This window comes from Burkholderia sp. B21-005, assembly GCF_020843965.1.
GTDB lineage: Bacteria > Pseudomonadota > Gammaproteobacteria > Burkholderiales > Burkholderiaceae > Burkholderia > Burkholderia ambifaria.
In genome coordinates this window covers 998,889-1,024,363 of record NZ_CP086301.1, presented here as the reverse complement: position 1 = coordinate 1,024,363, position 25,475 = coordinate 998,889, and the positions used below count along the sequence as shown (strand labels likewise).

20 protein-coding genes and 1 other RNA gene are annotated in these 25,475 nt (G+C 67.2%); 11 read left to right on the top strand and 10 right to left on the bottom strand.

Annotation, left to right across the window (positions count from 1 at the left end; genetic code table 11):
• Positions 1-22: 22 nt before the first annotated feature.
• The 3 genes from serC to gyrA all read right to left on the bottom strand — a co-directional run bounded on the left by serC (position 23) and on the right by gyrA (position 4,553).
• Positions 23-1,105, bottom strand: coding sequence for a 3-phosphoserine/phosphohydroxythreonine transaminase (serC, locus tag LMA02_RS04770; protein WP_228907114.1), 1,083 nt, complete (start codon positions 1,103-1,105; stop codon positions 23-25).
• Positions 1,106-1,266: 161 nt separating this feature from the next.
• Positions 1,267-1,866, bottom strand: coding sequence for a DUF2059 domain-containing protein (locus LMA02_RS04765; RefSeq protein ID WP_006750759.1), 600 nt, complete (start codon positions 1,864-1,866; stop codon positions 1,267-1,269).
• A gap of 83 nt (positions 1,867-1,949) precedes the next feature.
• Entirely contained in the window at positions 1,950-4,553 is a 2,604-nt protein-coding gene (gene gyrA / locus LMA02_RS04760) for a DNA gyrase subunit A (RefSeq protein ID WP_012363342.1), read from the bottom strand.
• 537 nt (positions 4,554-5,090) lie between these two features.
• Between gyrA and ompA the strand changes: the two genes are divergently transcribed.
• The 4 genes from ompA (at position 5,091) to ssrA (ending at position 7,729) form a co-directional block, all read left to right on the top strand.
• Positions 5,091-5,759, top strand: coding sequence for an outer membrane protein OmpA (gene ompA / locus LMA02_RS04755; protein ID WP_006400736.1), 669 nt, complete (start codon positions 5,091-5,093; stop codon positions 5,757-5,759).
• A 154-nt stretch (positions 5,760-5,913) separates the two neighbouring features.
• Complete coding sequence (ubiG, locus tag LMA02_RS04750) at positions 5,914-6,612, top strand: bifunctional 2-polyprenyl-6-hydroxyphenol methylase/3-demethylubiquinol 3-O-methyltransferase UbiG (protein WP_166722797.1); 699 nt, start codon at positions 5,914-5,916, stop codon at positions 6,610-6,612.
• A 13-nt stretch (positions 6,613-6,625) separates the two neighbouring features.
• Positions 6,626-7,342, top strand: coding sequence for a phosphoglycolate phosphatase (gene gph, locus LMA02_RS04745; protein WP_228907113.1), 717 nt, complete (start codon positions 6,626-6,628; stop codon positions 7,340-7,342).
• Positions 7,343-7,359: 17 nt separating this feature from the next.
• Positions 7,360-7,729, top strand: a transfer-messenger RNA (tmRNA) gene (ssrA, locus tag LMA02_RS04740).
• A gap of 238 nt (positions 7,730-7,967) precedes the next feature.
• Here the strand turns inward: ssrA and LMA02_RS04735 are convergent.
• The 3 genes from LMA02_RS04735 to LMA02_RS04725 form a co-directional block, all read right to left on the bottom strand.
• Positions 7,968-8,321 carry a DUF4148 domain-containing protein gene (locus tag LMA02_RS04735; RefSeq protein WP_166722795.1) on the bottom strand — a complete coding sequence of 118 codons (354 nt, stop codon included), beginning with the start codon at positions 8,319-8,321 and terminating at the stop codon, positions 7,968-7,970.
• A gap of 326 nt (positions 8,322-8,647) precedes the next feature.
• The gene (locus tag LMA02_RS04730; RefSeq protein WP_012363336.1) at positions 8,648-8,917 is read right to left on the bottom strand and encodes a hypothetical protein; all 270 of its coding nucleotides are present in this window, start codon (positions 8,915-8,917) and stop codon (positions 8,648-8,650) included.
• A 100-nt stretch (positions 8,918-9,017) separates the two neighbouring features.
• On the bottom strand, positions 9,018-10,124 hold the full coding sequence (locus LMA02_RS04725) for a substrate-binding domain-containing protein (RefSeq protein WP_228907112.1): 1,107 nt from the start codon (positions 10,122-10,124) through the stop codon (positions 9,018-9,020).
• 131 nt (positions 10,125-10,255) lie between these two features.
• Between LMA02_RS04725 and LMA02_RS04720 the strand changes: the two genes are divergently transcribed.
• The 4 genes from LMA02_RS04720 to LMA02_RS04695 are packed head-to-tail and all read left to right on the top strand — an operon-like array spanning position 10,256 to position 15,558.
• Positions 10,256-10,756 (top strand): NAD(P)H-dependent oxidoreductase subunit E, encoded by a 501-nt coding sequence (locus LMA02_RS04720; protein ID WP_175763310.1) that lies wholly within the window; start codon positions 10,256-10,258, stop codon positions 10,754-10,756.
• Positions 10,753-12,330 carry a formate dehydrogenase beta subunit gene (locus LMA02_RS04715; RefSeq protein WP_228907111.1) on the top strand — a complete coding sequence of 526 codons (1,578 nt, stop codon included), beginning with the start codon at positions 10,753-10,755 and terminating at the stop codon, positions 12,328-12,330. The genes LMA02_RS04720 and LMA02_RS04715 overlap by 4 nt, the downstream gene beginning before the upstream one ends.
• 17 nt (positions 12,331-12,347) lie before the next feature.
• Positions 12,348-15,299 (top strand): formate dehydrogenase subunit alpha, encoded by a 2,952-nt coding sequence (gene fdhF, locus LMA02_RS04700; RefSeq protein ID WP_267478973.1) that lies wholly within the window; start codon positions 12,348-12,350, stop codon positions 15,297-15,299.
• A 7-nt stretch (positions 15,300-15,306) separates the two neighbouring features.
• Positions 15,307-15,558 (top strand): formate dehydrogenase subunit delta, encoded by a 252-nt coding sequence (locus LMA02_RS04695; RefSeq protein ID WP_228907110.1) that lies wholly within the window; start codon positions 15,307-15,309, stop codon positions 15,556-15,558.
• 8 nt (positions 15,559-15,566) lie between these two features.
• On the opposite strand, the gene LMA02_RS04690 is transcribed toward LMA02_RS04695, so the two are convergent.
• On the bottom strand, positions 15,567-17,219 hold the full coding sequence (locus LMA02_RS04690; RefSeq protein WP_228907109.1) for an FAD-dependent monooxygenase: 1,653 nt from the start codon (positions 17,217-17,219) through the stop codon (positions 15,567-15,569).
• A gap of 130 nt (positions 17,220-17,349) precedes the next feature.
• Between LMA02_RS04690 and LMA02_RS04685 the strand changes: the two genes are divergently transcribed.
• Positions 17,350-19,188: a tetratricopeptide repeat protein gene (locus tag LMA02_RS04685; protein WP_416378657.1), complete on the top strand. Its 1,839-nt coding sequence runs from the start codon at positions 17,350-17,352 to the stop codon at positions 19,186-19,188.
• A 76-nt stretch (positions 19,189-19,264) separates the two neighbouring features.
• On the opposite strand, the gene LMA02_RS04680 is transcribed toward LMA02_RS04685, so the two are convergent.
• The 3 genes from LMA02_RS04680 to LMA02_RS04670 form a co-directional block, all read right to left on the bottom strand.
• Entirely contained in the window at positions 19,265-20,560 is a 1,296-nt protein-coding gene (locus LMA02_RS04680) for an MFS transporter (RefSeq protein WP_228907107.1), read from the bottom strand.
• A 461-nt stretch (positions 20,561-21,021) separates the two neighbouring features.
• Positions 21,022-21,675, bottom strand: coding sequence for a DUF2968 domain-containing protein (locus LMA02_RS04675; RefSeq protein WP_228907106.1), 654 nt, complete (start codon positions 21,673-21,675; stop codon positions 21,022-21,024).
• A 164-nt stretch (positions 21,676-21,839) separates the two neighbouring features.
• The gene (locus LMA02_RS04670) at positions 21,840-23,039 is read right to left on the bottom strand and encodes a gamma-glutamyl-gamma-aminobutyrate hydrolase family protein (protein WP_228907105.1); all 1,200 of its coding nucleotides are present in this window, start codon (positions 23,037-23,039) and stop codon (positions 21,840-21,842) included.
• A gap of 279 nt (positions 23,040-23,318) precedes the next feature.
• On the opposite strand from LMA02_RS04670, the gene LMA02_RS04665 reads away from it, so the two are divergent.
• Both LMA02_RS04665 and LMA02_RS04660 read left to right on the top strand, forming a co-directional pair.
• Complete coding sequence (locus tag LMA02_RS04665) at positions 23,319-23,999, top strand: GntR family transcriptional regulator (RefSeq protein WP_228907104.1); 681 nt, start codon at positions 23,319-23,321, stop codon at positions 23,997-23,999.
• 7 nt (positions 24,000-24,006) lie between these two features.
• Complete coding sequence (locus LMA02_RS04660) at positions 24,007-25,383, top strand: amidase (protein ID WP_228907103.1); 1,377 nt, start codon at positions 24,007-24,009, stop codon at positions 25,381-25,383.
• Positions 25,384-25,475 lie beyond the last annotated feature (92 nt).

The following is a 25,475-nucleotide window of genomic DNA, read 5'->3' as shown; positions in this document are numbered from 1 at the left end:
TGCTGTTTGAACAGCGTCGCGCTCAGGCGCCGCGCTGTTCGAAGTCCTTCATGTACTCGACGAGCGCCTTCACGCCCTCGAGCGGCACCGCGTTGTAGATCGACGCCCGCATGCCGCCGACGGACTTGTGGCCCTTCAGCTGCAGCAGCCCGCGCGCCTTTGCGCCGGCAAGGAAGTCTTCATTGCGCGTTTCGTCGGCCAGGAAAAAGGGCACGTTCATTCGCGAACGCGCCGCCGGCTCGACCTTGTTCAGGTAGAAGCCGCTCGCATCGATCGTGTCGTAGAGCAGCTTCGCCTTCTCGGTATTGCGGGCCTCGATCGCCTCGAGGCCACCCTGCCGCTTCAACCACTGGAACACGAGGCCCGCGATGTAGATCGCATAGGTGGGCGGCGTGTTGTACAGCGAGTTGTTCGTGGCGACGGTCTTCCATTCGAATGCGGACGGGCAGATCGACAATGCGCGATCGAGCAGATCCTCGCGAACGATCACGACCGTCACGCCGGCCATCCCGATGTTCTTCTGCGCGCCGCCGAACAGCACGCCGTACTTCGCGACGTCCATCGGGCGCGACAGGATGTGCGACGACACATCCGCGACGAGGGGGACGTCGCCGAGGTCGGGAATCTCGAACGTCTCGACGCCGTCGATCGTCTCGTTCGTGCACAGATGCACGTACGCCGGATCGTCCGACAGTTGCCACTCGGCGCGGGCGGGCGCGCGCGTGAAACCGTCCGCCGTCTTGCCGGATGCGGCCAGATGCGGCGTGCCGTATTTCTTCGCTTCGTTGAACGACTTCTGCGACCACGAGCCCGTCACGACGAAGTCGGCGGTCTTGCGCGAACCGAGCAGGTTCATCGGCACGATCGCGTTCTCGGCAATGCCGCCGCCCTGCAGGAACAGGATCCGGTGGCTGGCCGGCACCTCGAGCAGCTCGCGCAGGTCGGCCAGCGCCGCCTCGTGGATCGACATGAATTCCTTGCCGCGATGGCTCATCTCCATCACGCTCATGCCGCTGCCGTGCCAGTCGAGCATTTCGTCGGCGGCCTGCCGCAGCACTTCCTCGGGCAGCGCCGCAGGACCGGCGGAGAAATTAAAGACGCGCATCGTGAAAACCTCGGGAGGGACGCGACCGGCTTGCCGCCGGCAGAAAGAACCGCGCCAGAAAAGGAATGGCCGCTTGCGCTCGCGCGCAAACGGCCATTATCGCACTGTCATCAGGCTCCCGCCAAACCCGGCCGAATGGCCGGGCGGCGTGCCCGGACGGCTTACTTGCCCGGCTTGACTGCCGCGACTTCCTTGTCAGCCTGCGCGCGCGTCGCCTGGATCGCTTGCGGCATGTACTTCTGCATCAGGCCGTTGACCACGTCGCGACCAACCTGATCCTGAACCTGGATGAACTTGCGGCCCGTCGGGCTCTTGTAGAACGTCGTCAGATCCTTGATCTCCGACGTGCTGTAGTACTTCGCGTAGGCGTCGTACTGAGCCGACATCGCGTCGCTCTGGAACTGCTGCGTGCCGAACACCTTGCCCGCGCCGTCAACCAGCTTCGGCACCGCGTTCTTCTGCAGCGACGGCACGGCGGCCTGCTTCTGCTTGTCGTTCAGCGACTTGTTTTCCGACAGCGCGTCCGACAGGATCGCCGGCACGAGCTGCTTTGCCTGCATCTCGGCGCTGTTGCCGATAGCCGACACGAGCTTCGGCGCGTCGATCGCGTCGAGCAGATCCTTGATCGCAGCCTTCTTGTCGGCGTCGATCGGCGCAGCTGCCGCGGTCGCAGCCGGTGCGGAATTCGACAGCGCTTGCGCCATCGCGAACGTCGGCACCAGTGCAGCCAGCAGAACCAGTTGCTTGAATTGCTTTTGCATCATCACTCCCTTTTGGAAATATGAATGGTTGCTCGCCGACCGCGGCGCGTGGCGCCAGCGGCGGCTCGAGTCTCATCCGTTATTCAGGCTTCGCCGTCCGACGCCTCGTCGGCCTCGCCCTCGCCCTCTTCGGCTTCCGCGACCTGCTGCAGGCCGGAGAGCTTGGTACCCTCATCGAGACTGATGAGTGTAACACCTTGCGTAGCGCGCCCCATCTCGCGTATTTCGGAAACGCGGGTACGAATCAACACGCCGGCGGTCGTGATCAGCATGATCTGATCCTCGGCGTCGACGAGCGTCGCGGCCACGACCTTGCCGTTGCGCTCGGACGTCTGGATCGCGATCATCCCCTTCGTGCCGCGGCCGTGACGCGTGTACTCGGCGATCGGCGTGCGCTTGCCGTAGCCGTTCTCGGTCGCGGTGAGCACGGTCTGCTCTTCGCTGCCGGCGACCAGCAGCGCGATGACCTGCTGCCCGTCCTCGAGCTGCATGCCGCGCACGCCGCGCGCCTCGCGCCCCATCGGGCGCACGTCGTTCTCGTCGAAGCGCACGGCCTTGCCGGAGTCGGAGAACAGCATCACGTCGTGCGCGCCGTCGGTGATCGACGCACCGATCAGGTAGTCGCCCTCGTCGAGGCCGACCGCGATGATGCCCTTCTTCATCGGGCGGCTGAATGCCTCGAGCGGCGTCTTCTTCACGGTGCCGAGCGACGTCGCCATGAACACGAACTTGTCGGCCGAGAATTCCTTGACCGGCAGCACGACGTTGATCTTCTCGCCGTCCTGCAGCGGGAACATGTTGACGATCGGGCGGCCGCGCGAGTTGCGCGAGCCCTGCGGCACTTCATAGACCTTGACCCAGTACACGCGGCCGCGGTTCGAGAAGCACAGGATGTAATCGTGCGTGTTCGCGATGAACAGCGTCTCGATCCAGTCGTCTTCCTTCATCTGCGTCGCCTGCTTGCCGCGACCGCCGCGCTTCTGCGCGCGATACTCGGACAGCGGCTGCGACTTCACGTAGCCCGCGTGCGACATCGTGACGACCATGTCCTGCGGCGTGATCAGGTCTTCCGTATTCAGTTCGGTCGCGTTCAGCTCGATCCGCGAGCGGCGTGCGTCGCCGAATTCGGCCTTCACCGACGTCAGCTCGTCGCCGATCATCGTCGTGATCCGCTCGGGGCGCGCGAGGATGTCCAGCAGGTCGGCGATCTGTGCCATCACTTCGCGGTACTCGCCGATGATCTTGTCCTGCTCGAGACCGGTCAGGCGTTGCAGACGCATCTGCAGGATTTCCTGCGCCTGCGTGTCGGACAGACGGTACAGCCCGTCGGTCTGCATCCCGAACGCGGGGTTCAGGCCTTCCGGACGATACGCGGAGCGGCCGCCCGCCGACGCGTTCTCGGTCTCGGCGCGCGTGAGCATCTCGCGCACGAGCGACGAATCCCACGGCTTCGCCATCAGCTCCTGCTTCGCGATCGGCGGCGTCGGCGCGGCCTTGATGATCGCGATGAACTCGTCGATGTTCGCGAGCGCGACCGCGAGACCTTCGAGCACGTGGCCGCGTTCGCGGGCCTTGCGCAGTTCGTAGATCGTGCGGCGCGTCAGCACTTCGCGTCGGTGCGACAGGAAGCACTGCAGGATTTCCTTCAGGTTCAGCAGCTTCGGCTGGCCGTCGACCAGCGCGACCATGTTCATGCCGAACGTGTCCTGCAGCTGCGTCGCCTTGTACAGGTTGTTCAGCACGACTTCCGGCACTTCGCCGCGCTTGAGCTCGATCACGACGCGCATGCCGCTCTTGTCGGACTCGTCGCGGATGTCGGAGATGCCCTCGAGCTTCTTCTCGTTGACGAGCTCGGCGATCCGCTCGAGCAGCGAGCGCTTGTTCACCTGGTACGGCAACTCGTCGACGATGATCGCCATCCGCTGGCCGCGGTCGATCTCCTCGAAGTGCGTGGTGGCACGCATCACGACGCGGCCGCGGCCGGTGCGATAGCCGTCGCGCACGCCGGCGACGCCGTAGATGATGCCGGCCGTCGGGAAGTCCGGCGCCGGGATGATCTCGATCAGCTCGTCGATCGTCGCTTCGGAGTTATTCAGCAGATGCTGACAAGCGTCGACGACTTCGTTCAGGTTGTGCGGCGGGATGTTGGTCGCCATGCCGACCGCGATGCCCGACGAGCCGTTGATCAGCAGGTTCGGAATGCGCGACGGCAGGACCGCCGGCTGCATCTCGTTGCCGTCGTAGTTCGGCTCGAAGTCGACCGTTTCCTTGTCGATGTCGGCGAGCAGTTCGTGACCGATCTTCGCCATGCGAATTTCGGTGTAACGCATCGCCGCGGCATTGTCGCCGTCGATCGAGCCGAAGTTGCCCTGCCCGTCGATCAGCATGTAGCGCAGCGAGAAGTCCTGCGCCATCCGCACGATCGTGTCGTACACCGCGGTATCGCCGTGCGGGTGATACTTACCGATCACGTCACCGACGATACGCGCCGATTTCTTGTACGCGCGGTTCCAGTCGTTGTTCAGTTCGTGCATCGCGAACAATACGCGCCGGTGCACGGGCTTCAGGCCATCGCGGACATCCGGAAGGGCACGTCCGACGATCACGCTCATCGCGTAATCGAGATACGAACGGCGCATTTCCTCCTCAAGGGAGGTGGGCAGGGTCTCTTTGGCGAATTGATCCATGTATCCGTATCGTTTCGGAGCGAAGACGGCGACCGCCTTTCGCGTGGGCGCTGCATGCGCAACGCAACGCGAGATTCTAACATGCGCCCATCGGCCGCCAGTTCGCCACCCCCTCTATATGTAAACAGCAAGAAACGTCGCCATGGGCGAGCCGCCCCATGCCAACCCTGATCGCGCCCCTTCACTACGCCGCGGGGTCGCACGAATCGGCGTCACGCACGCGCGTAAACATATGCAGCCTTTCGCGCAATTTCGCGGACACGCACTTGACAATCCCTAAAAGTTACGGCAGGTCGGTGTTGCGCATGCACCACAAACGTTGAGGCGATCTTAGGGTGGGGAGGATTTTTTTTCGTAGGAAGGGAACGATATGGCAAAATGCCAACGCACTGAAAGTTAGACGCTGCTCGAAGTCTACACAGAGCGGTGCCACGTTTTTTGTGCCGCACCAATGTTATACTTCGAGCAATGTATGACTTGTCACCGTCAACAGGCTCGCAGTAAACCTGCGGTAATCTCAATTTCGAGAGGAGAAATATGAATAAACTTTCAAAGCTCGCGTTCATTGCAGCTACCGCAGTTATGGCTGCATCCGCTTCGGCACAGTCGGTGCCGGCGTCGCGTCAAGCCGTCAACGACAACTGGGTGAACGGCACGGGCGAATGGGTGTGGATGAACGGCACGAACGAGCTCTGCTGGCGTGACGCGTTCTGGACGCCGGCCACCGCCAACGCAAAGTGCGATGGCGCACTGGTCGCCCAGGCACCGCAGCCGCCGGTCGCTCCGGTTGCTCCGGCCATCACGAGCCAGAAGATCACGTACCAAGCCGACGCACTGTTCGACTTCGACAAGGCAACGCTCAAGCCGCTGGGCAAGCAAAAGCTGGACGAACTGGCTTCGAAGATCCAGGGCATGAACACGGAAGTGGTCGTCGCAACGGGCTACACGGACCGCATCGGTTCGGACAAGTACAACGACCGTCTGTCGCTGCGCCGTGCGCAAGCAGTCAAGTCGTACCTGGTCAGCAAGGGTGTCCCGGCCAACAAGATCTACACGGAAGGCAAGGGCAAGCGCAACCCGGTCACGACGGGCTGCAACCAGAAGAACCGCAAGCAACTGATCGCCTGCCTCGCACCGGATCGCCGCGTGGAAGTGGAAGTGGTCGGTACGCAAGAAGTCCAGAAGACGACCGTTCCGGCGCAGTAAGCCACGGTTTTCGACTGCTTCAAAGCCCCGCTCCGGCGGGGCTTTTTCGTTGCCGCCCGTCCACGCGCTCGTCGCTTCGCCGCTCGCCCGCATCTTATATACTCGGGGCTGACGCACCGTTGCACCGCCCTCCTCCCGTAGCCCGTTTGCCGACATGACCAACGCCGATCCGCACGAACTCCAGAAATTCAGCGACCTCGCCCATCGGTGGTGGGATCCGAATGCCGAATTCAAGCCCTTGCACGAGCTGAACCCGGTCCGGCTCGGCTGGATCGATGCGCATGCGCACTTGGCCGGCAAGCGCGCGCTCGATATCGGTTGCGGCGGCGGCATCCTGTCCGAATCGATGGCGGGGCTCGGCGCGCAGGTCAAAGGCATCGATCTGTCGACCGAGGCGCTCGGCGTCGCGGATCTGCACAGCCTGGAGAGCGGCGTCACGGTCGACTACGAGGCGATCGCCGCCGAAGCGATCGCCGAACGCGAGCCGGGTACCTACGACGTCGTCACGTGCATGGAGATGCTCGAGCACGTGCCGTCGCCGGCCGGCATCGTCTCTGCGTGCGCAACCCTCGTCAAACCGGGCGGCTGGGTGTTCTTCTCGACGCTGAACCGCAACCTGAAGTCGTACCTGTTCGCGGTGATCGGTGCGGAATACATCGCACGAATGCTGCCAAAGGGCACCCACGACTACGCGCGCTTCATCCGCCCGTCGGAACTGGCGAGCTTCGTGCGCGGGACCGATCTGCACATCGTGGAGATCAAGGGCATTACCTATCACCCGATCGGCAAGCGCTTCGCGCTGTCGAACGACACCGACATCAACTATCTCGTCGCGTGCCGCCGCGGCGCGTGACCTCCCGACCGGCATGACGACTCCCCTTTCGACCGAGCGGGCCACGCTCGACGAGCCGCGCCTGCTGCACTGCGATGCGGTGCTGTTCGACCTCGACGGCACGCTCGCCGATACGGCGCCCGATCTCGCCGCCGCCGTCAACAAGATGCAGCGCGTGCGCGGCCTGCCCGAAACACCGCTCGACGTGCTGCGCCCGCTGGCATCGGCCGGTGCGCGCGGCCTGCTCGGCGGCGCGTTCGCCATCGACCCGCAATCGCCCGGCTACGAAGCGATGCGCGACGAGTTCCTGACCAATTACGCGACGGACATCTGCGTGCACACGACGCTGTTCCCCGGCATCGGCGACGTGCTCGACGAACTCGATGCACGCGGCGTGCGCTGGGGCATCGTCACGAACAAGGCGATGCGCCTCACCGCACCGCTCGCCGACCTGCTCGGCCTGGCGCCGCGCGCGGCCTGCATCGTCGGGGGCGACACAACGCCGCACTCGAAACCGCATCCGGCCCCGCTGCTGCATGCGGCCGAACAAATGACGCTCGCGCCCACGCGCATCGTCTATGTCGGCGACGATCTTCGCGACATCCAGGCCGGCAGCGCGGCAGGCATGGCGACGGTCGCGGCCGCCTATGGTTATTGCGGCGACGGCGCCGCGCCGGCCGACTGGCAAGCGCAGCATCTCGTCGGCTCGACGCAGGAACTACGCGAACTGCTGCGCGATGTTGGGCTATAATGATCGATCTGATCCGCGGGGGCGACCTGGTTTCGACAGGGGTTGTGAAGCGGCTAGGGCATGTCGAGGACCCGTCACCTCGTTAATCAATGGGAAAATCGTAACTGCAAACGACGATACGTTCGCACTGGCAGCCTAACGGCCGCCGTCCTCTGCCTAGTTCACTGACGGGCTAGTGTCGCAAGACCGGTAGCAATACCGCCAGAGGTCATTTACGTCAGTTAAGCCCTGTCGGCGTCGCGACGCCAGGGTCGAAAATTTAGCGAATCGCCGTAGTGCAGCGTGTTCGTCCGCGTCGCTGCGGTTAAATCAAATGACTGAACTAAACATGTAGAACTAGTCGTGGAGCGCTTCTGGACGCGGGTTCGATTCCCGCCGCCTCCACCAAATTCCGCGCTTGACGCACAAACCCCGCACGACGCAAGTCTGCGGGGTTTTTTGTTGCCGGCGAAACCATACGTCCCACGCCTTCTCGAAAAAGCGCCCAGCCCCGGATGGGCCGGGCGGAATGCCGCCGGTATGCCGGCGGCAGGAGGTAACGGATGTTCGGTACCGCCGGGCACCGCGACGGGGCGCGCGACGTGTCGTTGCGCCGGCCGCGCAGCGTCACCGGGCGATGCACCGCTTAGCTGCCGCGATACAGCGACTTCATTTCTTCGGCACTGGCCGGGCGCACGCCGATCGCACGCGAGCCCGATGCCGATGCGCCCTGCACTTGTGCGCCATAGCCGCTGGCATCGGCGCCTTGCGCCTGCGCGAACGCGCTGCGCTGCTGCTCGGCGACGCGCGCAGTGGCTGCCTGGATGGCTTCCGGATAGTGCGGATCTTCGCCGCGGGCGGTGTTGTAACCGGCCTGCTGGAGCTGAACCAGTTCGGCGCGGACCTGTGCGCGGGTGAGTGCCGAGCCGGGCTGCGCGAACGACACGACCGGGGCGACGAGAGCGGCAGCAACGACAACGGCTTGAACGAGCGACTTCATGATGACCTACCTCCAGATTTGTCTGATTTCGCGGTGAACACCCGTTCATCGCTGACAAACCGAAGTTTATGTAGGCGCGTGCTTAAGAATAAGGCGGGTTTCCGGAAGACATCCTTCCTGAATTCAGGGTTAACCCTAGATTCATGAATTCGACATTCGGCCGATCCGGCGCCGGATGCTCGTGCTCGAACCGCAACGTGCGCAAAAAACACGGCCCCGCGAAGCAGCAAGCTTCGCGGGGCCCGGAGATAACCGCGCAACCCCGTGCGGTTATCGTTATCGGCAACGCGCTCGCGGCGGCAGCGATGCCGCACGCCGGCGCGGGTTTACTGGGTGTCCAGCGGGCACTTCAGGTTGCAACCGTTCGGGTCCCCCAGATCGCCCTTGCGGCGCAACGCCGACTTCTTGCCATTCTGGTATTTCTGCGACGGCGCTGACGCTGCGAACGGCATCTGCGGATGCTCGGCCAGGCGGAACTGTTCGCTCAGGATCCCGCCGGGCACGCCCGGGGAATTCTGCGCAAACGCAAACGGCGAAACAGCGACCAGAAGTCCCGCGGTCAACGCTGCCGCGGCGAGGGGAACGGAAAATTTCATGGCGGGATGACGCCTGAACGGCGTGCTTGTTGGAACGTTGATCAAGCGGCAAGCGTAGCGCAAATCCCCCACTGCTGCAGCGCGCTTCACACGCTTCCCGTTACCGTGCGTTGCCGTCCGGCCCACCGGCCTCGGCCGTGCCGGCGAGCCCCGCCGCGATGCCGGTCAGCGTCCCGCACGCGGCCGGATCGTAGCCGTCGAGATGCGCGACGCGCTCGACGAAGCGCGGATCGCGCAGCAAGGCCAGCGCGCCGGCGAGCGGGTGCGAGTCGAGCCGCGCGCGTTCGCACGCAAAGTAATAGTCCTCGTCGACGACCGGGATGAAATCGAGTCCGAAATGATGGGCGGCCGGCTCGACGCCGAAGCCGAGATCGGCCATCCCGCTCGCGACGAACGCGGCGATCGCCGAGTGCGTGAGTTCGGCCGACGCGTAGCCGTCGATACGCTCGGGATCAATGCCGATCGCGCGCAGCGCGAGATCGAGCAGCATGCGCGTGCCCGACCCCGGCTGCCGGTTGACGAAGCGGATGTCGTTGCGCGCGAGATCGGCGAGCCCGCGGACCTGCTTCGGGTTGCCGCGCGGCACGAACAGCCCCTGCTGGCGACGCGTCAGATGAATCAGCACGTGACGCGTGTCGTCCAGCCACGGCCGGTAGATCTGCGCGCACTGCTCGCGGAACGCGCCGCGCGGCAGATGGAACCCGGCCAGCTCGCATTCGCCGCGCGCGAGCGCCTGCACGGCCTCGACACTCTCGCGATACTTGATGTCGACGGCTGCCTGCGCATCGACGAGCGCGGAAACGAGTGCCGCGACCGCGTAGCCGTGCGATGCATGGATGCGCACGGCGCCGTCGCGTTGCGCGAGCCGCCGGTTCAGGTCACTCGCCACCTCGGCCGCCAGCGCGCGCAGGTTCCCGTCGAGACGGCTGCGCGCGAGGCGCTGCGCTTCGACGACCGCCCGCCCCAGCTCCGACAGCGTCGACCCCTTGCCGCGCGCGGTTTCGATCAGCCCGCCGCCGACGCACGACTCCAGCGCCCGCAGCATGCCCCACGCGTGCCGATACGACAGCCCTTTCGCCTGCGCGGCCTGCGCGATGCTGCCCGTATCGGCCACGAGCTCGAGCAACGGAGCCACGTCCGACAGGCTCGCGGTGCGGCCCTCCGTGTCGCGTACGGTCAGATACGCGTCGCATTCTATTCGAATCAATTATGCACTCCGATTTCCTATTGCGACTGCGAAATCTTCCGCTTATCGTTGGGCAAAATCAATCAGTACGAAGTCCTGCTGCGCACTATATGCATTCCGAGCGCATATGAGACTTTGGAGGAGCAAAATCGATGTCCCCGAATTCCCCCGCGCCCGACGTGCTCGTCGAGCGCCATGCGCGCGCCGGCCGCTCGCTCGTCGCGATCCTGCACGCGATCCAGGACGACGCCGGCTACGTGCCGGCCGGCTGCGTTGCGCCGCTCGCGAAGGCGCTGAACCTGTCGCGCGCGGAAGTGCACGGCGTGCTCACCTACTATCACCACTTCCGCACCGCGCCGCCCGCGCGCGTGACGATCCAGATGTGCCGCGCCGAGGCGTGCCGCAGCATGGGCTGCGAAACACTGGCCGCGCACGCGGAAGCGCGCACGGGTTGCCGGTTCGACGCCGCGCACGGCGATGGCGCCGATGCGCACGCGCCGGGCGACGTCGCGCTCGAATCGGTCTACTGCCTCGGGCTGTGCGCACAATCGCCATCGATGACGGTCAACGGCGTGCTGCACGCGAAGGTCACGCCCGAGAAGTTCGACGCGCTGCTCGCCGACGCGTCCGCCCACACCGCGGAGGCCGCATGACGACCCGCATCTACGTTCCGCGCGATTCGTCCGCACTGGCGCTCGGCGCCGACGCCCTTGCCGCCGCGATCGTCGCGGAAGCCGAGCGGCGCGGCATCGCGATCGAACTGGTCCGCAACGGTTCGCGCGGCTTGCTGTGGCTCGAGCCGCTCGTCGAGATCGGCACGGCCGCTGGACGCGTCGGCTACGCGAACCTGTCGGCCACCGACGTGCCCGCCCTGTTCGACGCAAACTGGCTCGACGGCGGCACGCATCCGAGCGGCGTCGGCCTCGTCGATGCCCTGCCCTATCTCGCGCGCCAGCAGCGCCTCACGTTCGCGCGCATCGGCCTGACCGATCCGCTGTCGATCGACGACTACCTGAAGCACGACGGCCTCGCCGGCCTGAAGAACGCACTCGCGCTCGACGGCGACGCCGCGTGCGAGACGCTGATCGAATCGGGGCTGCGCGGCCGCGGCGGCGCGGCCTTCCCGGCCGGCATCAAGTGGCGCACGGTCCGGCAGGCGAGCGCGACGCAGAAGTACATCGTCTGCAACGCGGACGAAGGCGATTCGGGCACGTTCTCCGATCGCCTGATCATGGAAAGCGATCCGTACTGCCTGATCGAAGGGATGATCATCGCGGGCATCGCGACGGGCGCGACGCTCGGCTACATCTACGTGCGCAGCGAATATCCGCACGCGATCGCGGCGCTCGAAACCGCGATCGTGCGCGCCCGGGAAGCCGGCTGGCTCGGTGAACGCGTGCTCGGCTCCGCGCATGCGTTCGACCTGCACGTCGCGAAGGGCGCCGGTTCGTACGTGTGCGGCGAGGAAACGGCGCTGCTCGAATCGCTCGAAGGCAAGCGCGGCGTCGTGCGCGCGAAGCCGCCGCTGCCGGCACTCTCCGGCCTGTTCGGCCAGCCGACCGTGATCAACAACGTGATCACGCTCGCGACCGCGCCGGTGATCTTCGCGCGCGGCGCCGCGTTCTATCGCGACTACGGGATGGGCCGCTCGCGCGGCACGCTGCCGTTCCAGCTCGCGGGCAACATCCGCCACGGCGGGCTCGTCGAGCTCGCGTTCGGCGTCACGCTGCGCGAGCTGCTGTTCGACTACGGCGGCGGCACGGCGAGCGGCCGGCCCGCGCGCGCCGCCCAGGTCGGCGGCCCGCTCGGCACCTATCTGCCCGAACACCAGTGGGACGTGCCGCTCGACTACGAGGCCTATACGGCCATCGGCGCGGTCGTCGGCCACGGCGGCATCGTGCTGCACGACGACACGTCGAATCTCGCGGAGCTCGCCGAATACGCGATGAAGTTCTGCGCGATCGAATCGTGCGGCAAATGCACGCCGTGCCGGATCGGATCGACGCGCGGCGTCGAGACGATCGCACGCATTCGCGAAGGCGATACGTCGGAGCGACAGGTCACGCTGCTGCGCGACCTGTGCGACACGATGCTCGCCGGCTCGCTGTGCGCGATGGGCGGGATGACACCGTACCCGGTGCTGTCCGCGCTCGATCATTTCCCCGAAGATTTCGGGCTCGCCGCCGGCAAGCAAGCCGCGTCGGGTCCGGTCAAGGCTGCGGCCTGACCCAGAAGGAGCCCTGCATGTCCCTCGACACGAACAACGTCCGCCAAGGCGGCTGCGGCTCAGGCCAATGCGCGTGCAAGAGCGCCGCACAGGCGCGCGCATTCGATCCGTTCGACGATACCGACTACGGCACGCCGCAACGGCATGCCGATACCGACGTCACGCTCGAAATCGACGGCCAGCCGGTGACGGTGCCGGCCGGCACGTCGGTGATGCGCGCCGCGATCGAAGCCGGCGTCAATGTGCCCAAGCTCTGCGCGACCGATTCGCTCGAACCGTTCGGCTCATGCCGTCTGTGCCTCGTCGAAATCGAAGGCCGGCGCGGCTATCCGGCATCGTGCACGACGCCCGCCGAAGCCGGGATGAAGGTGCGCACGCAGTCGGACCGGCTGCAGTCGCTGCGCCGCAACGTGATGGAGCTGTACATCTCCGACCACCCGCTCGACTGCCTCACCTGTCCCGCCAACGGCGACTGCGAGCTGCAGGACATGGCGGGCGTCGTCGGATTGCGCGAAGTGCGCTACGGCTTCGATGGCGCGAATCACCTGCGCGAGCAGAAGGACGAATCGAATCCGTACTTCACGTACGATCCGTCGAAGTGCATCGTATGCAACCGCTGCGTGCGCGCGTGCGAGGAAACGCAAGGCACGTTCGCGCTGACGATCGCCGCGCGCGGCTTCGAATCGCGCGTCGCCGCCGGCGAAAGCGAATCGTTCATGGCCTCGGAATGCGTATCGTGCGGCGCGTGCGTCGCCGCCTGCCCGACCGCCACGCTGCAGGAAAAATCCGTCGTCCGGCTCGGCCAGGCCGAGCACTCGGTCGTTACGACCTGCGCGTACTGCGGCGTCGGCTGCTCGTTCAAGGCCGAGATGAAGGGCACGCAGGTCGTGCGCATGACGCCGCACAAGAACGGCCTCGCGAACGAAGGCCACGCGTGCGTGAAGGGGCGCTTCGCGTGGGGCTACGCGACACACAAGGACCGCATCACGAAGCCGATGATCCGCGAGAAGATCACCGACCCGTGGCGCGAAGTCAGCTGGGAAGAGGCGCTCAACTATGCGGCGACGCAATTCCGCAAGCTGCAGCAGAAGTACGGCCGCGATTCGATCGGCGGCATCACGTCGTCGCGCTGCACGAACGAGGAAACCTACCTCGTGCAGAAGCTCGTGCGCGCCGCCTTCAGCAATAACAACGTCGACACCTGTGCACGCGTGTGCCATTCGCCGACCGGCTATGGCCTGAAGGCGACGCTCGGCGAATCGGCCGGCACGCAGACCTTCGCGTCGGTCGACCACGCCGACGTGATCGTCGTGATGGGCGCGAACCCGACCGACGGCCACCCGGTGTTCGGCTCGCGCCTGAAGCGCCGCATCCGCGAAGGCGCGAAGCTGATCGTGATCGATCCGCGCCGCATCGACGTGGTCGACGGCCCGCACGTGAAGGCCGCGCACCACCTGCAGCTGCGCCCCGGCACCAACGTCGCGATCGTCAACGCGCTCGCGCACGTGATCGTCACCGAAGGGCTCATCGCCGACGCGTTCGTCGCCGAGCGCTGCGAAGCGCGTGCATTCGAGCAATGGCGCGACTTCGTGTCGCGTGCCGAGAACTCGCCGGAAGCGACCGCGGATGTGACGGGCGTGCCGGCCGAGGTGGTACGCGAAGCCGCGCGCCTCTATGCGACCGGCGGCAATGCCGCGATCTACTACGGCCTCGGCGTGACCGAACACGCGCAAGGCTCGACGACGGTGATGGGCATCGCGAACCTCGCGATGGCGACCGGCAACATCGGCCGCGAAGGCGTCGGCGTCAATCCGCTGCGCGGCCAGAACAACGTGCAGGGCTCGTGCGACATGGGCTCGTTCCCGCATGAACTGCCCGGCTACCGCCACATCGGCGACGACCGCGTGCGCGCGCTGTTCGAACAGGCTTGGTCGGCCACGCTGCAACCGGAACCGGGGCTGCGCATCCCGAACATGTTCGACGCGGCGCTCGACGGCAGCTTCAAGGGGCTCTACTGCCAGGGCGAGGACATCGTCCAGTCGGACCCGAACACGCAGCACGTCGCCGCCGCGCTGTCGTCGATGGAATGCGTCGTCGTGCAGGACATCTTCCTGAACGAGACCGCGAAATACGCGCACGTGCTGCTGCCGGGCTCGACGTTCCTCGAGAAGGACGGCACGTTCACGAACGCGGAGCGCCGCATCTCGCGCGTGCGCAAGGTGATGCCGCCGCTCGCGGGCTACGCGGACTGGGAAGTGACGCTGCTGCTGTCGCAGGCGCTCGGCTACGACATGCACTACACGCATCCGTCGGAAATCATGGACGAGATCGCACGGCTCACGCCGACCTTCTCGGGCGTGTCGTACGAGAAGCTCGACGCGCTCGGCAGTATCCAGTGGCCGTGCAACGACCAGGCACCGGACGGCACGCCGACGATGCACATCGACGCGTTCGTGCGCGGCAAGGGCCGCTTCGTGATCACGCAGTTCATTCCGACGCCGGAAAAGGTCACGCAGCGCTATCCGCTGATCCTGACCACGGGCCGCATCCTGTCGCAATACAACGTCGGCGCGCAGACGCGCCGGACCGAGAACGTCCAGTGGCACGAAGAGGACCGCCTCGAGATCCACCCGCACGACGCGGAGGATCGCGGGATCCGGACCGGCGACTGGGTCGGCATCGAATCGCGGGCGGGCCAGACGGTGTTGCGCGCGCTCGTGTCCGATCGCATGCAGCCGGGTGTCGTGTACACGACGTTCCACTTCCCCGAATCGGGCGCGAACGTGATCACGACGGACAGCTCCGACTGGGCGACGAACTGCCCGGAATACAAGGTCACGGCCGTGCAGGTGATGCCGGTTGCGCAGCCGTCCGACTGGCAGCGTGCCTACGCGCGCTTCAACTCGGAGCAGCTCGACCTGCTCGAGCGCCGTGCAGCCGCGCCGGCCACCGTGACGACGGGCAAGTGAGGACGCGATGGACAACGGACACCTGATCGACATGGCCAACCAGATCGGCGCTTTCTTCGAATCGATGCCCGATCGCGAAGAAGCGCTGACCGGAATCGCCGAGCACATCCGGCGCTTCTGGGAGCCGCGGATGCGTCGTGCGTTGCTCGCCGCGCTCGACGATCCGTCGAGCGCAGCCGCACAACGCGCGGCGCCGATCGTGCTCGCCGCGATCGCCGCGCACCGCGCGTCGCTCATCCCGGCCGCAGCCTCCGCCTGAGCGCCCCGCTACGCGGGCAGCGACATGCCCGCGAACCAGCTTTCGCAGTGGCGCAGCAGCGCGTTTGCGTCGGTGGCAGTACGGCCGCGCGCCGCGATGTAACCATCGGGCCGCAGCAGGTAGAACGACGGCCGCGAGCGGCCGTACGCCTGCGCAAGCCCGTCCGCCCCGTCGCTTTCGGCATCGGCGACGCGCCACGTCCGCACGGCGCCCGGCATGATCCTCTCAAGCCCCTGCGCGAGCGCCCGCGCATCCGCGGGCATCGGCGGCACGTCGTTCGCATCGCCCGCGTCGGCGCCTGCCGGCTCCTCGAGCAGCAGCAGCGTGAAGCTCGCCGGGTCGTGCAGGTCGTATAGCCGCGCGGTTCCAGGTGCCCGCCCGAGCGGCCCGTCGACCACATGCACGAGCGCGTCCGGCGCACGCTCGCCTGCGCGCGGCCCGCCGTCGAGCACGCGTTCGAGCGTGAGCGGGCTCTTCCGGTATTGCACGCCCAGCTCGCTGACGGTGCGCCGCACCGCGTCGCGCACCGGCCCGAACGTCGCCAGCAGCGGCACGACATGATCGCGCAGCAGCTTCATCGCGCCGTGATCGGCTTCGACGATTTGCGTGACGAGGCCGGTCTGCCGCAATACGTCACGTTCGATCGGATGGCGCTCCGCGTGATACGTGTCGAGCAGCCGCTCCGGCGTGCCCCCGCCAAGCACGCGCGCGAGCTTCCAGCCGAGATTGAACGCTTCCTGCATGCCCGTGTTCATGCCCTGCGCGCCTGCCGGGCTGTGAACGTGCGCGGCGTCGCCCGCGAAGAACACGCGCCCGTGACGCAGCCGGTCGACCATCCGGCTATGCAGCCGGAAATACGACGACCACGCGAGGTCGCTCGGCGCGATCGACGCACCGACGCGGGCGCGCACGATCGCCTCGCATTCCGCGAGCGACGGTGGCGGCGCATCGGGAGATGCATCGCCAGGCGGCCGGTCGGCGACGAGCCGGTAGCGGCCGCCGCCCATCGGGAACAACCCCGCGATGCCGTCGGGCGTCGTGAACAGGTGGATCTCCTCTTCCGGCCAGTCGGGTATCGCCGAGAAATCGGCGAGCAGGAAGGTCTGCTCGAACGCTTGTCCGGCGAAGCCGAGGCCAAGCAGATGGCGCACCGTGCTGTGCGCGCCGTCGGCGGCAATCAGGTAGGACGGCGCGAACGATTGTTCATGCCCGTCGGCGTCGCGGATCGTCACGTCGAGCGAGGTACCGCCCGCGTCGCACGCCGTAAGCGTGACGCCGCGTTCGACCGTCACGCCGAGCCCGGCCAGGTGCTCGGCGAGCAGCCGCTCGGTGATGCTCTGGTCGAGAAACAGCAGGTACGGATAGCGCGTTTGCAGCGGATCGAAATCGAGCCGCGCGATCACGCGGCCGTCCGCATGCAACGCGGCCGCGTGCGCGCGATGCCCCAGCACGAGAAACGGTTCGACCGCACGATGCTGCTCCAGCATTTCGAGCGTGCGCGCCTGGATGCCGATCGCACGCGAATACGGCGCGGGCGTGGTGAGCCGGTCGATGATGCGCACCGGCACGCGGGCACGCGCGAGACTCATCGCGGCGGCAAGGCCGGTCGGGCCTGCGCCGACGATCAGCACGGGCGGGATGTCGAGCAGTGTGTCAGCCATGAGCACCTCGATGACACGCGATCCTGCAAGTCTACGCCGCTCCGCGTGACGGGGCCATATGCCGACCGGCCAAACTGGGGCGGCCGCGCGCAGTGTGGGAAAATACGCGCTTTCCGCCAGTTTTCGCGTCATGGATTCCGCATTCGACCGAGCGTATGCCGCGCACCGCGCGGGCCGCCTCGCCGAGGCCGAGCACGGCTATCGTGCCGCGCTCGGCACCAATCCCGCCGACGCCGACGCGCTGCATCTGTTCGGCGTGCTGCGGCATCAGCAGGGCCAGCATGCCGAGGCAGCCGATCTCGTCGGGCGTGCGGTCGAGTTGCGCCCGGGCGACGCCGCACTGCAGCTCAATCTCGGCAACGCGCTGAAGGCGCTCGGGCGGCTCGACGAAGCGATCGAGCGGTTTCGCAACGCGCTGACGCTCGCGCCCGAATTTCCGCTCGCGCACTACAACCTCGGCAACGCGTATGCGGCGCTGCAGCGCCACGAAGATGCCGTCGACGCGTTCGGCCGCGCCCTTCGGCTCACGCCCGACGACGCATCGATCCACAACAATCTCGGCAACGCGCTGAATGCGCTCGGCCGTCACGACGATGCGCTCGCCGCGTTCCATCGCGCACTCGAGCTGCGGCCCGGACATGCCGGCGCGCACAACAATCTCGCGATGGCGCTGAACGCGATGGGCCGGGCCGACGACGCGGTCGCGCATTTCCAGGCGGCGATCGCCGCGCAGCCGCGCTTCGTCGCCGCTCACTTCAATCTCGGCAACACGTTCGAGGCGCTCGGCCGTCACGGCGAAGCCGCGGCGGCGTTCGAAGCCGCGCTCGCGCTGCACCCGCCGTTCCCGCTCGCCCTGTTCGGGCTCGCGAACGCGCTGTGCGCGCTCGGGCGCCAGCGCGAAGCGCTGCCCTACTACGAACGCGCGGTCGGCCTCGATCCGTCGTTCAGTCTCGCATGGCTGAACCTCGGCAATGCGCATCACGCACTCGGTGCGCACGAAATGGCGCTGCGCGCGTTCGATCAGGCGCTGCGCGTCGCGCCCGACCTGAAGCTCGCGCAACTGCACCGCGCCGTCACGCTGCTGACGCTGGGCGACTTCACACGCGGGCTGCCCGCGTACGAAACGCGTCACGACACGCCGGGCGCGACGCCGCTCGGCACGCTGCCGCGCTGGCAAGGCGAGCCGATTGCGTCGCGCACGCTGCTGATCCGCGCGGAACAGGGCTTCGGCGACACGCTGCAGTTCGTCCGCTTCGTGCCGCTGGCCCGCGCGCGCTGCGCGCGCGTCGTGCTCGAAGTGCAGCCAGAACTCGTCGCGCTGCTCGCGCCGGCGGCGACGCGCTGGCGCGTGACGCTCGTCGCACAGGGCGCGGCGAAGCCGCCGGCGGCGGACGTCGCGTGCACGCTGATGAGCCTGCCGTTCCTGCTCGGTCTGCAGCCGTCCGACATCGTCGCGGGCAAGCGTTACCTCGATGCGCCGGACATCGCGCACCGGCGCTTTCGCGGCTCGCTCGGCGGCCAGTCGAAGCGCAAGTTCGGCCTCGCGTGGTCGGGGCGCCGCCAGGCACAGGAAAACCGCTCGATGCCGTTCGACGCGCTCGCGCCGCTGCTCGCGCTGCCGGACATCGACTGGGTCGTGCTGCAGCCCGCGCTCGACGAAGACGAACGGGCGCGCGTCGACGCGCATCCGCGCGTGCATCACCTCGACGGGCGGCTGAACGACTTCGCCGACACGGCCGCGCTGATCGAACGGCTCGACGGCGTCGTCACGATCGATACGGCCGTCGCGCATCTGGCGGGCGCGCTCGGCAAACCGCTGTGGATCATGCTGCCGTTCGCGCCCGACTGGCGCTGGTTCACCGGCGACGACTGTCCGTGGTATCCGCACGCCCGGCTCGCCCGCCAGTCCGCACCGGGACAATGGCTCGACGTGGCGGCGACGGTCGCCGACGCGCTGCGCGCCGCCTGAATGCCAGAAGGCCGATAAGAAAAGGGAGCGCGGCGCGCTCCCTTTTTTCACCCGACGTGGCGCGGTGCAGGCGGCGTCAGGCCGACTTGTACTGGTTGCGCGACTCGGGCGTGCGATACAGCACGAGCGTCGCGATGAGCCCGCAAAGCGCCGCGACGGTCAGCCACAGCCCCGGTGCGGCCTTGTTGCCGGTCTGGTGGATCAACAACGTCGAGATCGCGGGCGTGAAGCCGCCGATCGTCGTCGCCAGGCTGTAAGCGAGCGAGAAGCCAGCGGTGCGCACATCGGCCGGCATCACTTCGGTCAGCGCGACGACCATCGCGCCGTTGTAAGAGCCGTACAGGAACGACAGCCACAGTTCGACCGCCAGCAGCCGCAGGAACGACGGTTCGGCCACGAGCCACAGCACGGCCGGATAAGCCGACAGCAGCGTGAGCACCGTGAACGCGATCAGCACCGGTCGGCGGCCGATGCGATCCGACAGCGCGCCGGACAGCGGCAGCCACACGAGGTTGGACAGGCCGACGCAGACGGTCACGACGAGTGCGTCGAGCGACGACAGGTGCAGCACTTCCTTGCCGAACGTCGGCGTGTATGCGGTGATCAAGTAGAACGACACCGTCGTCATGATCACCATCCCCATGCCGGCGATCACGATGCCCCAGTTCTCGAGCATCGAACGCATGATCTCGCCCATCGTCGGACGGTGACGCTTCGCGAGGAACTCGTCGGTTTCCTTCAGCGAACGACGGATCAGGAACAGGAACGGTACGATCAGGCAGCCGATCAGGAACGGAATGCGCCAGCCCCACGCGGTCATGTCCTCGGCCGGCAGCATGCGGTTCAGCAGCACGCCGACAAACGCGGCGAACACGACGGCGACCTGCTGGCTGCCCGATTGCCACGACGTATAGAACCCTTTGTGGCCCTTCGTCGCGATCTCCGACAGGTAGACCGACACGCCGCCCAGCTCGACGCCCGCGGAAAAGCCCTGCAGCAACCGGCCGAGCAGCACGAGCGCCGGCGCGAGCACGCCGATCGTCGCGTAGCTCGGAACGCCGGCCACCGTCAGCGTGCCGAGCGCCATCAGCCCGAGCGTCAGGATCAGCCCCTTGCGGCGGCCGTGATGGTCGATGTACGCGCCGAGCACGATCGCGCCGACCGGGCGCATCAGGAAGCCCGCGCCGAACACCGACAGCGACAGCATCAGCGACGCGAATGCGTTGCCGCTCGGAAAGTAGGTTTTCGCGATCGCCGACGCGTAATACCCGTAGACCATGAAGTCGTACATTTCCAGAAAGTTGCCGCTGACGACCCGGAACACAGTGCGGACTTTCGATTCCTGCACGACGGCGTGTGTTGCTGTGGACATGTTGTTCTCTCGATTCGGATGGCGCGACATCCGCGCCGTGTGAGCCGGCGATGCGTGTCGCACCGGCCGGCGCGCACGGACATCGCCACCATCCGGCGGCACGTCGCGCGACGATGCGCACGCCGCCATGGTCGGCAAATGATGCCACGCGAAGCCAACGGTTGCCTTGGAGCGGGCCGGCAGTCGCGGTTGCCGACGCCGCATCCGGCCCGTACGGATCTTATGGATACTCTCGAAAGGCACATCAAAGTCGGATTGATCCGATCGACCGATAGCCCTGACACGAGTCGCAGAGGTGCCCACGCACCGACTTACTTCGACCACGCGTCGCAACTGTCGCAGCGCCGCCCAACCGATCTGCTTCGCACGCTTCCCCAGCCGACGGCCACCCAATAAAAAACCCGACGAAGCAAGCTTTGCCGGGTTTCGTTCGTGCGTCGATCCAGCGGACCGACCTGTCGTCACTTGCGCGTGGGCAACCCGGTGTCGGCTTGCCGCTCGAGTTGCCGCACCTGCTCCTGCAGATCGCGCAGTTGCGCCTGCGCGGCCCGCTTCTCGACCTGCAGCGCCTGCGTCTGCTCCTGCGCCGATTGCTGCCGCTGCGCAACCTCGGCCTGCTGACTGCGCGCGACGCTCAGATCGGCCTGCAGTTGCTGCGCGCGATTCGCCTGCAGCGCGATCACGCGTTCGAGGAACGTCTTCTGCGCCTGCAGTTCGGTGCGACGGATCTCGACGTCCGCGAGCTGCGCCGTCTGCTGGACGAAGTTCGCGTACACCATCTCCGCACGGTTCTTCTCCTGCGACTTGATCACGCGCCACAGATGCTTGTCCTGGAACAGCGCGACGTAATAGGTCATCTCGCGCTGATCGAACATCAGGCTTGCGCCGTAGCTGCCGTTGTAGGTGGTGCGCATCTCGACGATCCGCCCGTCGTGCAGCATCTGCGTGAGTTCGGCCACGTTGCCTTCCGCGGCGGCATCCGTCGCGGATGCGGGTGACGCGGCGGACGCCGGCGTGGCATCGCCGCTCAGGCTCGTCACCGCGGGGCGCGTACCCGCAGCGGGCGCGGTCGCATCGGCGGACCATGCTGCGCCCGCGTGCGCGCAGGCGGCCATCGCAACGATCCACGTTGCGCAGCGTGCGACGGAAAATTTTCGGAAGACCAACGTCAGACTCCGGCGAACGAATCGGGAGTCGCGATTATCGTTCAAAACGAAACGGCCGCATCTCGAATTGACGGGATGCGGCCGGCCTTCCTGCAACGCGATACAAGCGCCGGCTACAGGCGCGTTTCGCGTGCCGCGCGCAGGAATGCGTCGAGCAACGGTGTGCAGTCGAGCAGCTCGGAGCCGCCCGCGCGATGAAACTCGGGGTGCCATTGCACGCCGACGACGAACGGTGCGCGCCGGTAGCGGATGCCTTCGATGATCCCGTCGCCGGCCGACACGGCCTCGATGTTCAGATCGCGGCCGAGATCGCGGATCGCCTGATGGTGGATCGAGTTCACGATCGCTTCGCTGCGCCCGGGAAACATGCTCGCGAGCGTCGACGAGTCGGGGAAGCGGATCGCGTGGCGATGCTGGTCGTAATGCTCGCTCACGTGCGGATGCGCGGTCGGCACGTCGGTCGCGATGTCCTGGTACAGCGAGCCGCCGAACGCGACGTTGATCAGCTGGCAGCCACGGCACACGCCGAGCACCGGCTTGCCGGACTCGACGAACTCGTGAAACAGCTCGAGCTCGTACATGTCGCGCACGCGGTCGCCCGGCCATTCGGGGCGCGCATCCGATGCCGCGTAGGTTTGCGGCGACACGTCGGCGCCGCCTTGCAGCAGCAGGCCGTCGAGATGCTTCGCGTAGTCGCGCAGGCGGATGTTGCTCGGGTGCAGCATGCCCTGGTGACCGACGGTCGGAATCATGAACACGAGCACGTCGCGCGACATCACCCAGTGCGCGATCGATTCCTCGAGATACTGCAGCGTCTTGCCGCGCAACCCCTTCGCACCCGGCTCCGGATGGAAGATCCGCGCCGACACGCCGATGCGCAACGTGCGCTGCGTGATCCGCTGGCCGGCGCGATCGAACAGCCGGCGCGCACGCGCCGCCACGATGCGGCCGAACACCGACCATGGCGTGTCGCTGTTCTTCAGGTAAGCCGGCGGCGCATTCTGCGCGCTCGCGGGCGGCGGGCGCGGCGTGTCGAAATCGGGCTGCGCGCCAAAACCGGGCGGCGCGGCACCGGCTTTTGGCGGCGCGGCAGTCGGTTCGGCAGCGGGCGTCGTGCCCGCGGCGCCCGGCTCCGACGCCGTCGTGACGGGCGATGCGCCGTCCGCCGCGACATCCTCGGCCGCGGCAGCCTGCGCGACGGAGGGCTGTGCGGCGAGCACCTCCGGCGCTTGTGCCGGATCGGAACGGTGGGAGTGGGGAGACGCGGAAAGGGTGCCGGGCAGACCGGCCGGGGAAGGCGTGGTTTCGCTCATGACGATGGTCTGGTGCGTCGCTCGCGCGTATTTGGATTGACGAGGATTCATTATGCTTCAGTGCACGATCGCGCGGTAAACCTGCAACATCCTGTCGATATTGTTGCAAGTCGTCGCATGCGGCGCCGGACAGGCCAGCGTACCGCGGCTGGCGGCATCGAAGGTCGCCCCGGTGAACTGGACACCAGTGATATATCACAATAATATTCACGGATTGCCACCTTATCCAATCACCCGCGCCATGATCGTGCTCCGCCCGGCCACTGCGCCGCCACCCGCATGAACGCCCAGCCCGACGCCCTGCCCGCCCGGCGCGCCGCCTCGGCGCTCAGCCTCGCCGAGCGCGCGTACGCGCTGATCCAGCGCGACATCATCACGATGCGCCTGAAGCCCGGCGCCGCGCTCAACGAAGCCGACCTCGTCGCACGCACCGGCATCGGCCGCACGCCCGTCCATCAGGCCGTGCACCGGCTGGTGCTCGAAGGGCTGCTGTCCGTGATGCCGCGCAAGGGGCTGCTGGTGCAGCCGCTGTCGCTCGACGACATCGTCGCGGTGATCGACGTGCGGCGCATCAACGAAGCGCACTGCGTCGAACTCGCCGCCCGCCATGCGACGCCCGACGATCTCACCCGCATCGCCGCACTGCTCGACGACGGGCAGTCGTGCGTCGACACGCACGACGTCGAGGGCATGATGGAACTCGACCGCGCGTTTCATCAGGCGATCGCCGCGGCGGCACGCAATACGGTGCTCGCGGAGATCCTGCGCGCGCTGCACGAACGCTCGCTGCGCTTCTGGTTCGTCACGCTGTCCGAACCGCACCACCTGTCCGACGTCCAGCGCGAACACCGCGAACTGTTCGAGCGGCTGTCCGCGCGCGACGCCGCCGGCGCACGCGCGGCCGTCGAGCGCCATATCGATTCGTTTCGCGCCACCCTTGTCCAACATCTTCGCCCCTGAGCCGCCCATGACCACTTTCACGCCCTTCCCCCCGCTCGCCCGACTCGCCGCCGACCTCGCCGCCGGCCGGACCACGAGCCGCGCGCTCGTCGACGTCGCGCTCGAACGGATCGCCGATCCGTCGGGCCAGGGCGCGGCCGTCTTCACCGAAGTCGACGCCGATAACGCGCGCGCGGCCGCCGACGCGCACGATCGCCTGCGTGCCGCCGGCACCGTGCTGTCGCCGCTCGCGGGCATCCCCGTGTCGGTGAAGGACCTGTTCGACGTCGCGGGCCAGGTGACGCGCGCCGGTTCACGCGTGCTCGACGGCGCGCCGCCCGCGCAGGCCGATGCGGTCGCCGTCGCGCGGCTCAAGCGTGCGGGCGCGGTGCTGGTCGGCCGCACCAACATGAGCGAGTTCGCGTTCTCCGGGCTCGGCCTGAATCCGCACTTCGGCACGCCGCGCTCGCCGTACCACCGCGACGTACCGGGCGACGCGCGCATTGCCGGCGGCTCGTCGTCCGGCGCGGCCGCGTCCGTCGCCGACGGGATGGCGGCCGTCGCGCTCGGCACCGACACCGGCGGCTCGATCCGGATTCCGGCCGCGCTGTGCGGGCTTACGGGCTTCAAGCCGACCGCGAGCCGGATTCCGACGCAAGGCGGCGTGCCGCTGTCGACGACGCTCGACTCGTTCGGCCCGATCGGCCTGACGGTTGCCTGCTGCGCGCTCGTCGATCGGATGCTCGCGGGTCTCGAGCCGCACGTGCCGGCCGCGCGGCCGCTCGAAGGCGTGCGGCTCGGCGTGCTGACCAACTATGTGACGGACGGCGTCGACGCCGACGTCGCCGCCGCGCTCGACGCAGCGCTGAAGCATCTCGAGGCCGCCGGCGCGATCGTCACGGAAGTACGCTTTTCCGCGCTCGACCGGCTGCCGGATATCAACCGCTTCGGCTTCTCGCCGATCGAGGCGTACGCGTGGCATCGCCCGCTGCTCGCGCAGCACCGCGACCGATACGACCCGCGCGTGCTGTCGCGCATCCTGAAGGGCGAGCCGGCGAGCGCGGCCGACTATCTCGACCTGCTCGCCGCCCGCCAGGCGATGCTGGACGAAGCGGCACACACGGTCTGGTCGCGCTTCGACGCACTCGTCGCCCCGACGGTGCCCGTCGTGCCGCCGCGCATCGCCGAACTCGAAGCGGACGACGCCGCATTCACGCGCACCAATGCGCTGATCCTGCGCAACCCGAGCGCCTTCAACTTCCTCGATGCATGCGCGCTGTCGCTGCCCTGCCATCCGCGCGACGCGGCACCGGTCGGCCTGATGCTCGCGGCCGCGCCGCATCGCGACGACGCGCTGCTCGCGATCGGCCAGGCGGTCGAGGCCGTGCTCAACACGATCCGATGACCGCGCAAGCGCAATGACGGTGGACGATGCACCGGACGAAGCGGGTGCGGCAGGGTGCCGCACGCGCGCTGTCAGTTTCGTGCCAGATCGTT

Coding starts and splice junctions, on each gene's coding strand:
- ompA (WP_006400736.1), top strand. CDS start 5,091: ATGAATAAACTTTCAAAGCTCGCGTTCATTGCAGCTACCGCAGTTATG.
- LMA02_RS04680 (WP_228907107.1), bottom strand. CDS start 20,560: ATGTCCACAGCAACACACGCCGTCGTGCAGGAATCGAAAGTCCGCACT.
- serC (WP_228907114.1), bottom strand. CDS start 1,105: ATGCGCGTCTTTAATTTCTCCGCCGGTCCTGCGGCGCTGCCCGAGGAA.
- LMA02_RS04765 (WP_006750759.1), bottom strand. CDS start 1,866: ATGCAAAAGCAATTCAAGCAACTGGTTCTGCTGGCTGCACTGGTGCCG.
- LMA02_RS04670 (WP_228907105.1), bottom strand. CDS start 23,039: ATGAGCGAAACCACGCCTTCCCCGGCCGGTCTGCCCGGCACCCTTTCC.
- gph (WP_228907113.1), top strand. CDS start 6,626: ATGACGACTCCCCTTTCGACCGAGCGGGCCACGCTCGACGAGCCGCGC.
- LMA02_RS04675 (WP_228907106.1), bottom strand. CDS start 21,675: ATGGCCGCCTGCGCGCACGCGGGCGCAGCATGGTCCGCCGATGCGACC.
- LMA02_RS04735 (WP_166722795.1), bottom strand. CDS start 8,321: ATGAAGTCGCTCGTTCAAGCCGTTGTCGTTGCTGCCGCTCTCGTCGCC.
- LMA02_RS04730 (WP_012363336.1), bottom strand. CDS start 8,917: ATGAAATTTTCCGTTCCCCTCGCCGCGGCAGCGTTGACCGCGGGACTT.
- LMA02_RS04720 (WP_175763310.1), top strand. CDS start 10,256: ATGTCCCCGAATTCCCCCGCGCCCGACGTGCTCGTCGAGCGCCATGCG.
- LMA02_RS04685 (WP_416378657.1), top strand. CDS start 17,350: ATGGATTCCGCATTCGACCGAGCGTATGCCGCGCACCGCGCGGGCCGC.
- LMA02_RS04690 (WP_228907109.1), bottom strand. CDS start 17,219: ATGGCTGACACACTGCTCGACATCCCGCCCGTGCTGATCGTCGGCGCA.
- LMA02_RS04715 (WP_228907111.1), top strand. CDS start 10,753: ATGACGACCCGCATCTACGTTCCGCGCGATTCGTCCGCACTGGCGCTC.
- ubiG (WP_166722797.1), top strand. CDS start 5,914: ATGACCAACGCCGATCCGCACGAACTCCAGAAATTCAGCGACCTCGCC.
- fdhF (WP_267478973.1), top strand. CDS start 12,348: ATGTCCCTCGACACGAACAACGTCCGCCAAGGCGGCTGCGGCTCAGGC.
- LMA02_RS04695 (WP_228907110.1), top strand. CDS start 15,307: ATGGACAACGGACACCTGATCGACATGGCCAACCAGATCGGCGCTTTC.
- LMA02_RS04660 (WP_228907103.1), top strand. CDS start 24,007: ATGACCACTTTCACGCCCTTCCCCCCGCTCGCCCGACTCGCCGCCGAC.
- gyrA (WP_012363342.1), bottom strand. CDS start 4,553: ATGGATCAATTCGCCAAAGAGACCCTGCCCACCTCCCTTGAGGAGGAA.
- LMA02_RS04665 (WP_228907104.1), top strand. CDS start 23,319: ATGAACGCCCAGCCCGACGCCCTGCCCGCCCGGCGCGCCGCCTCGGCG.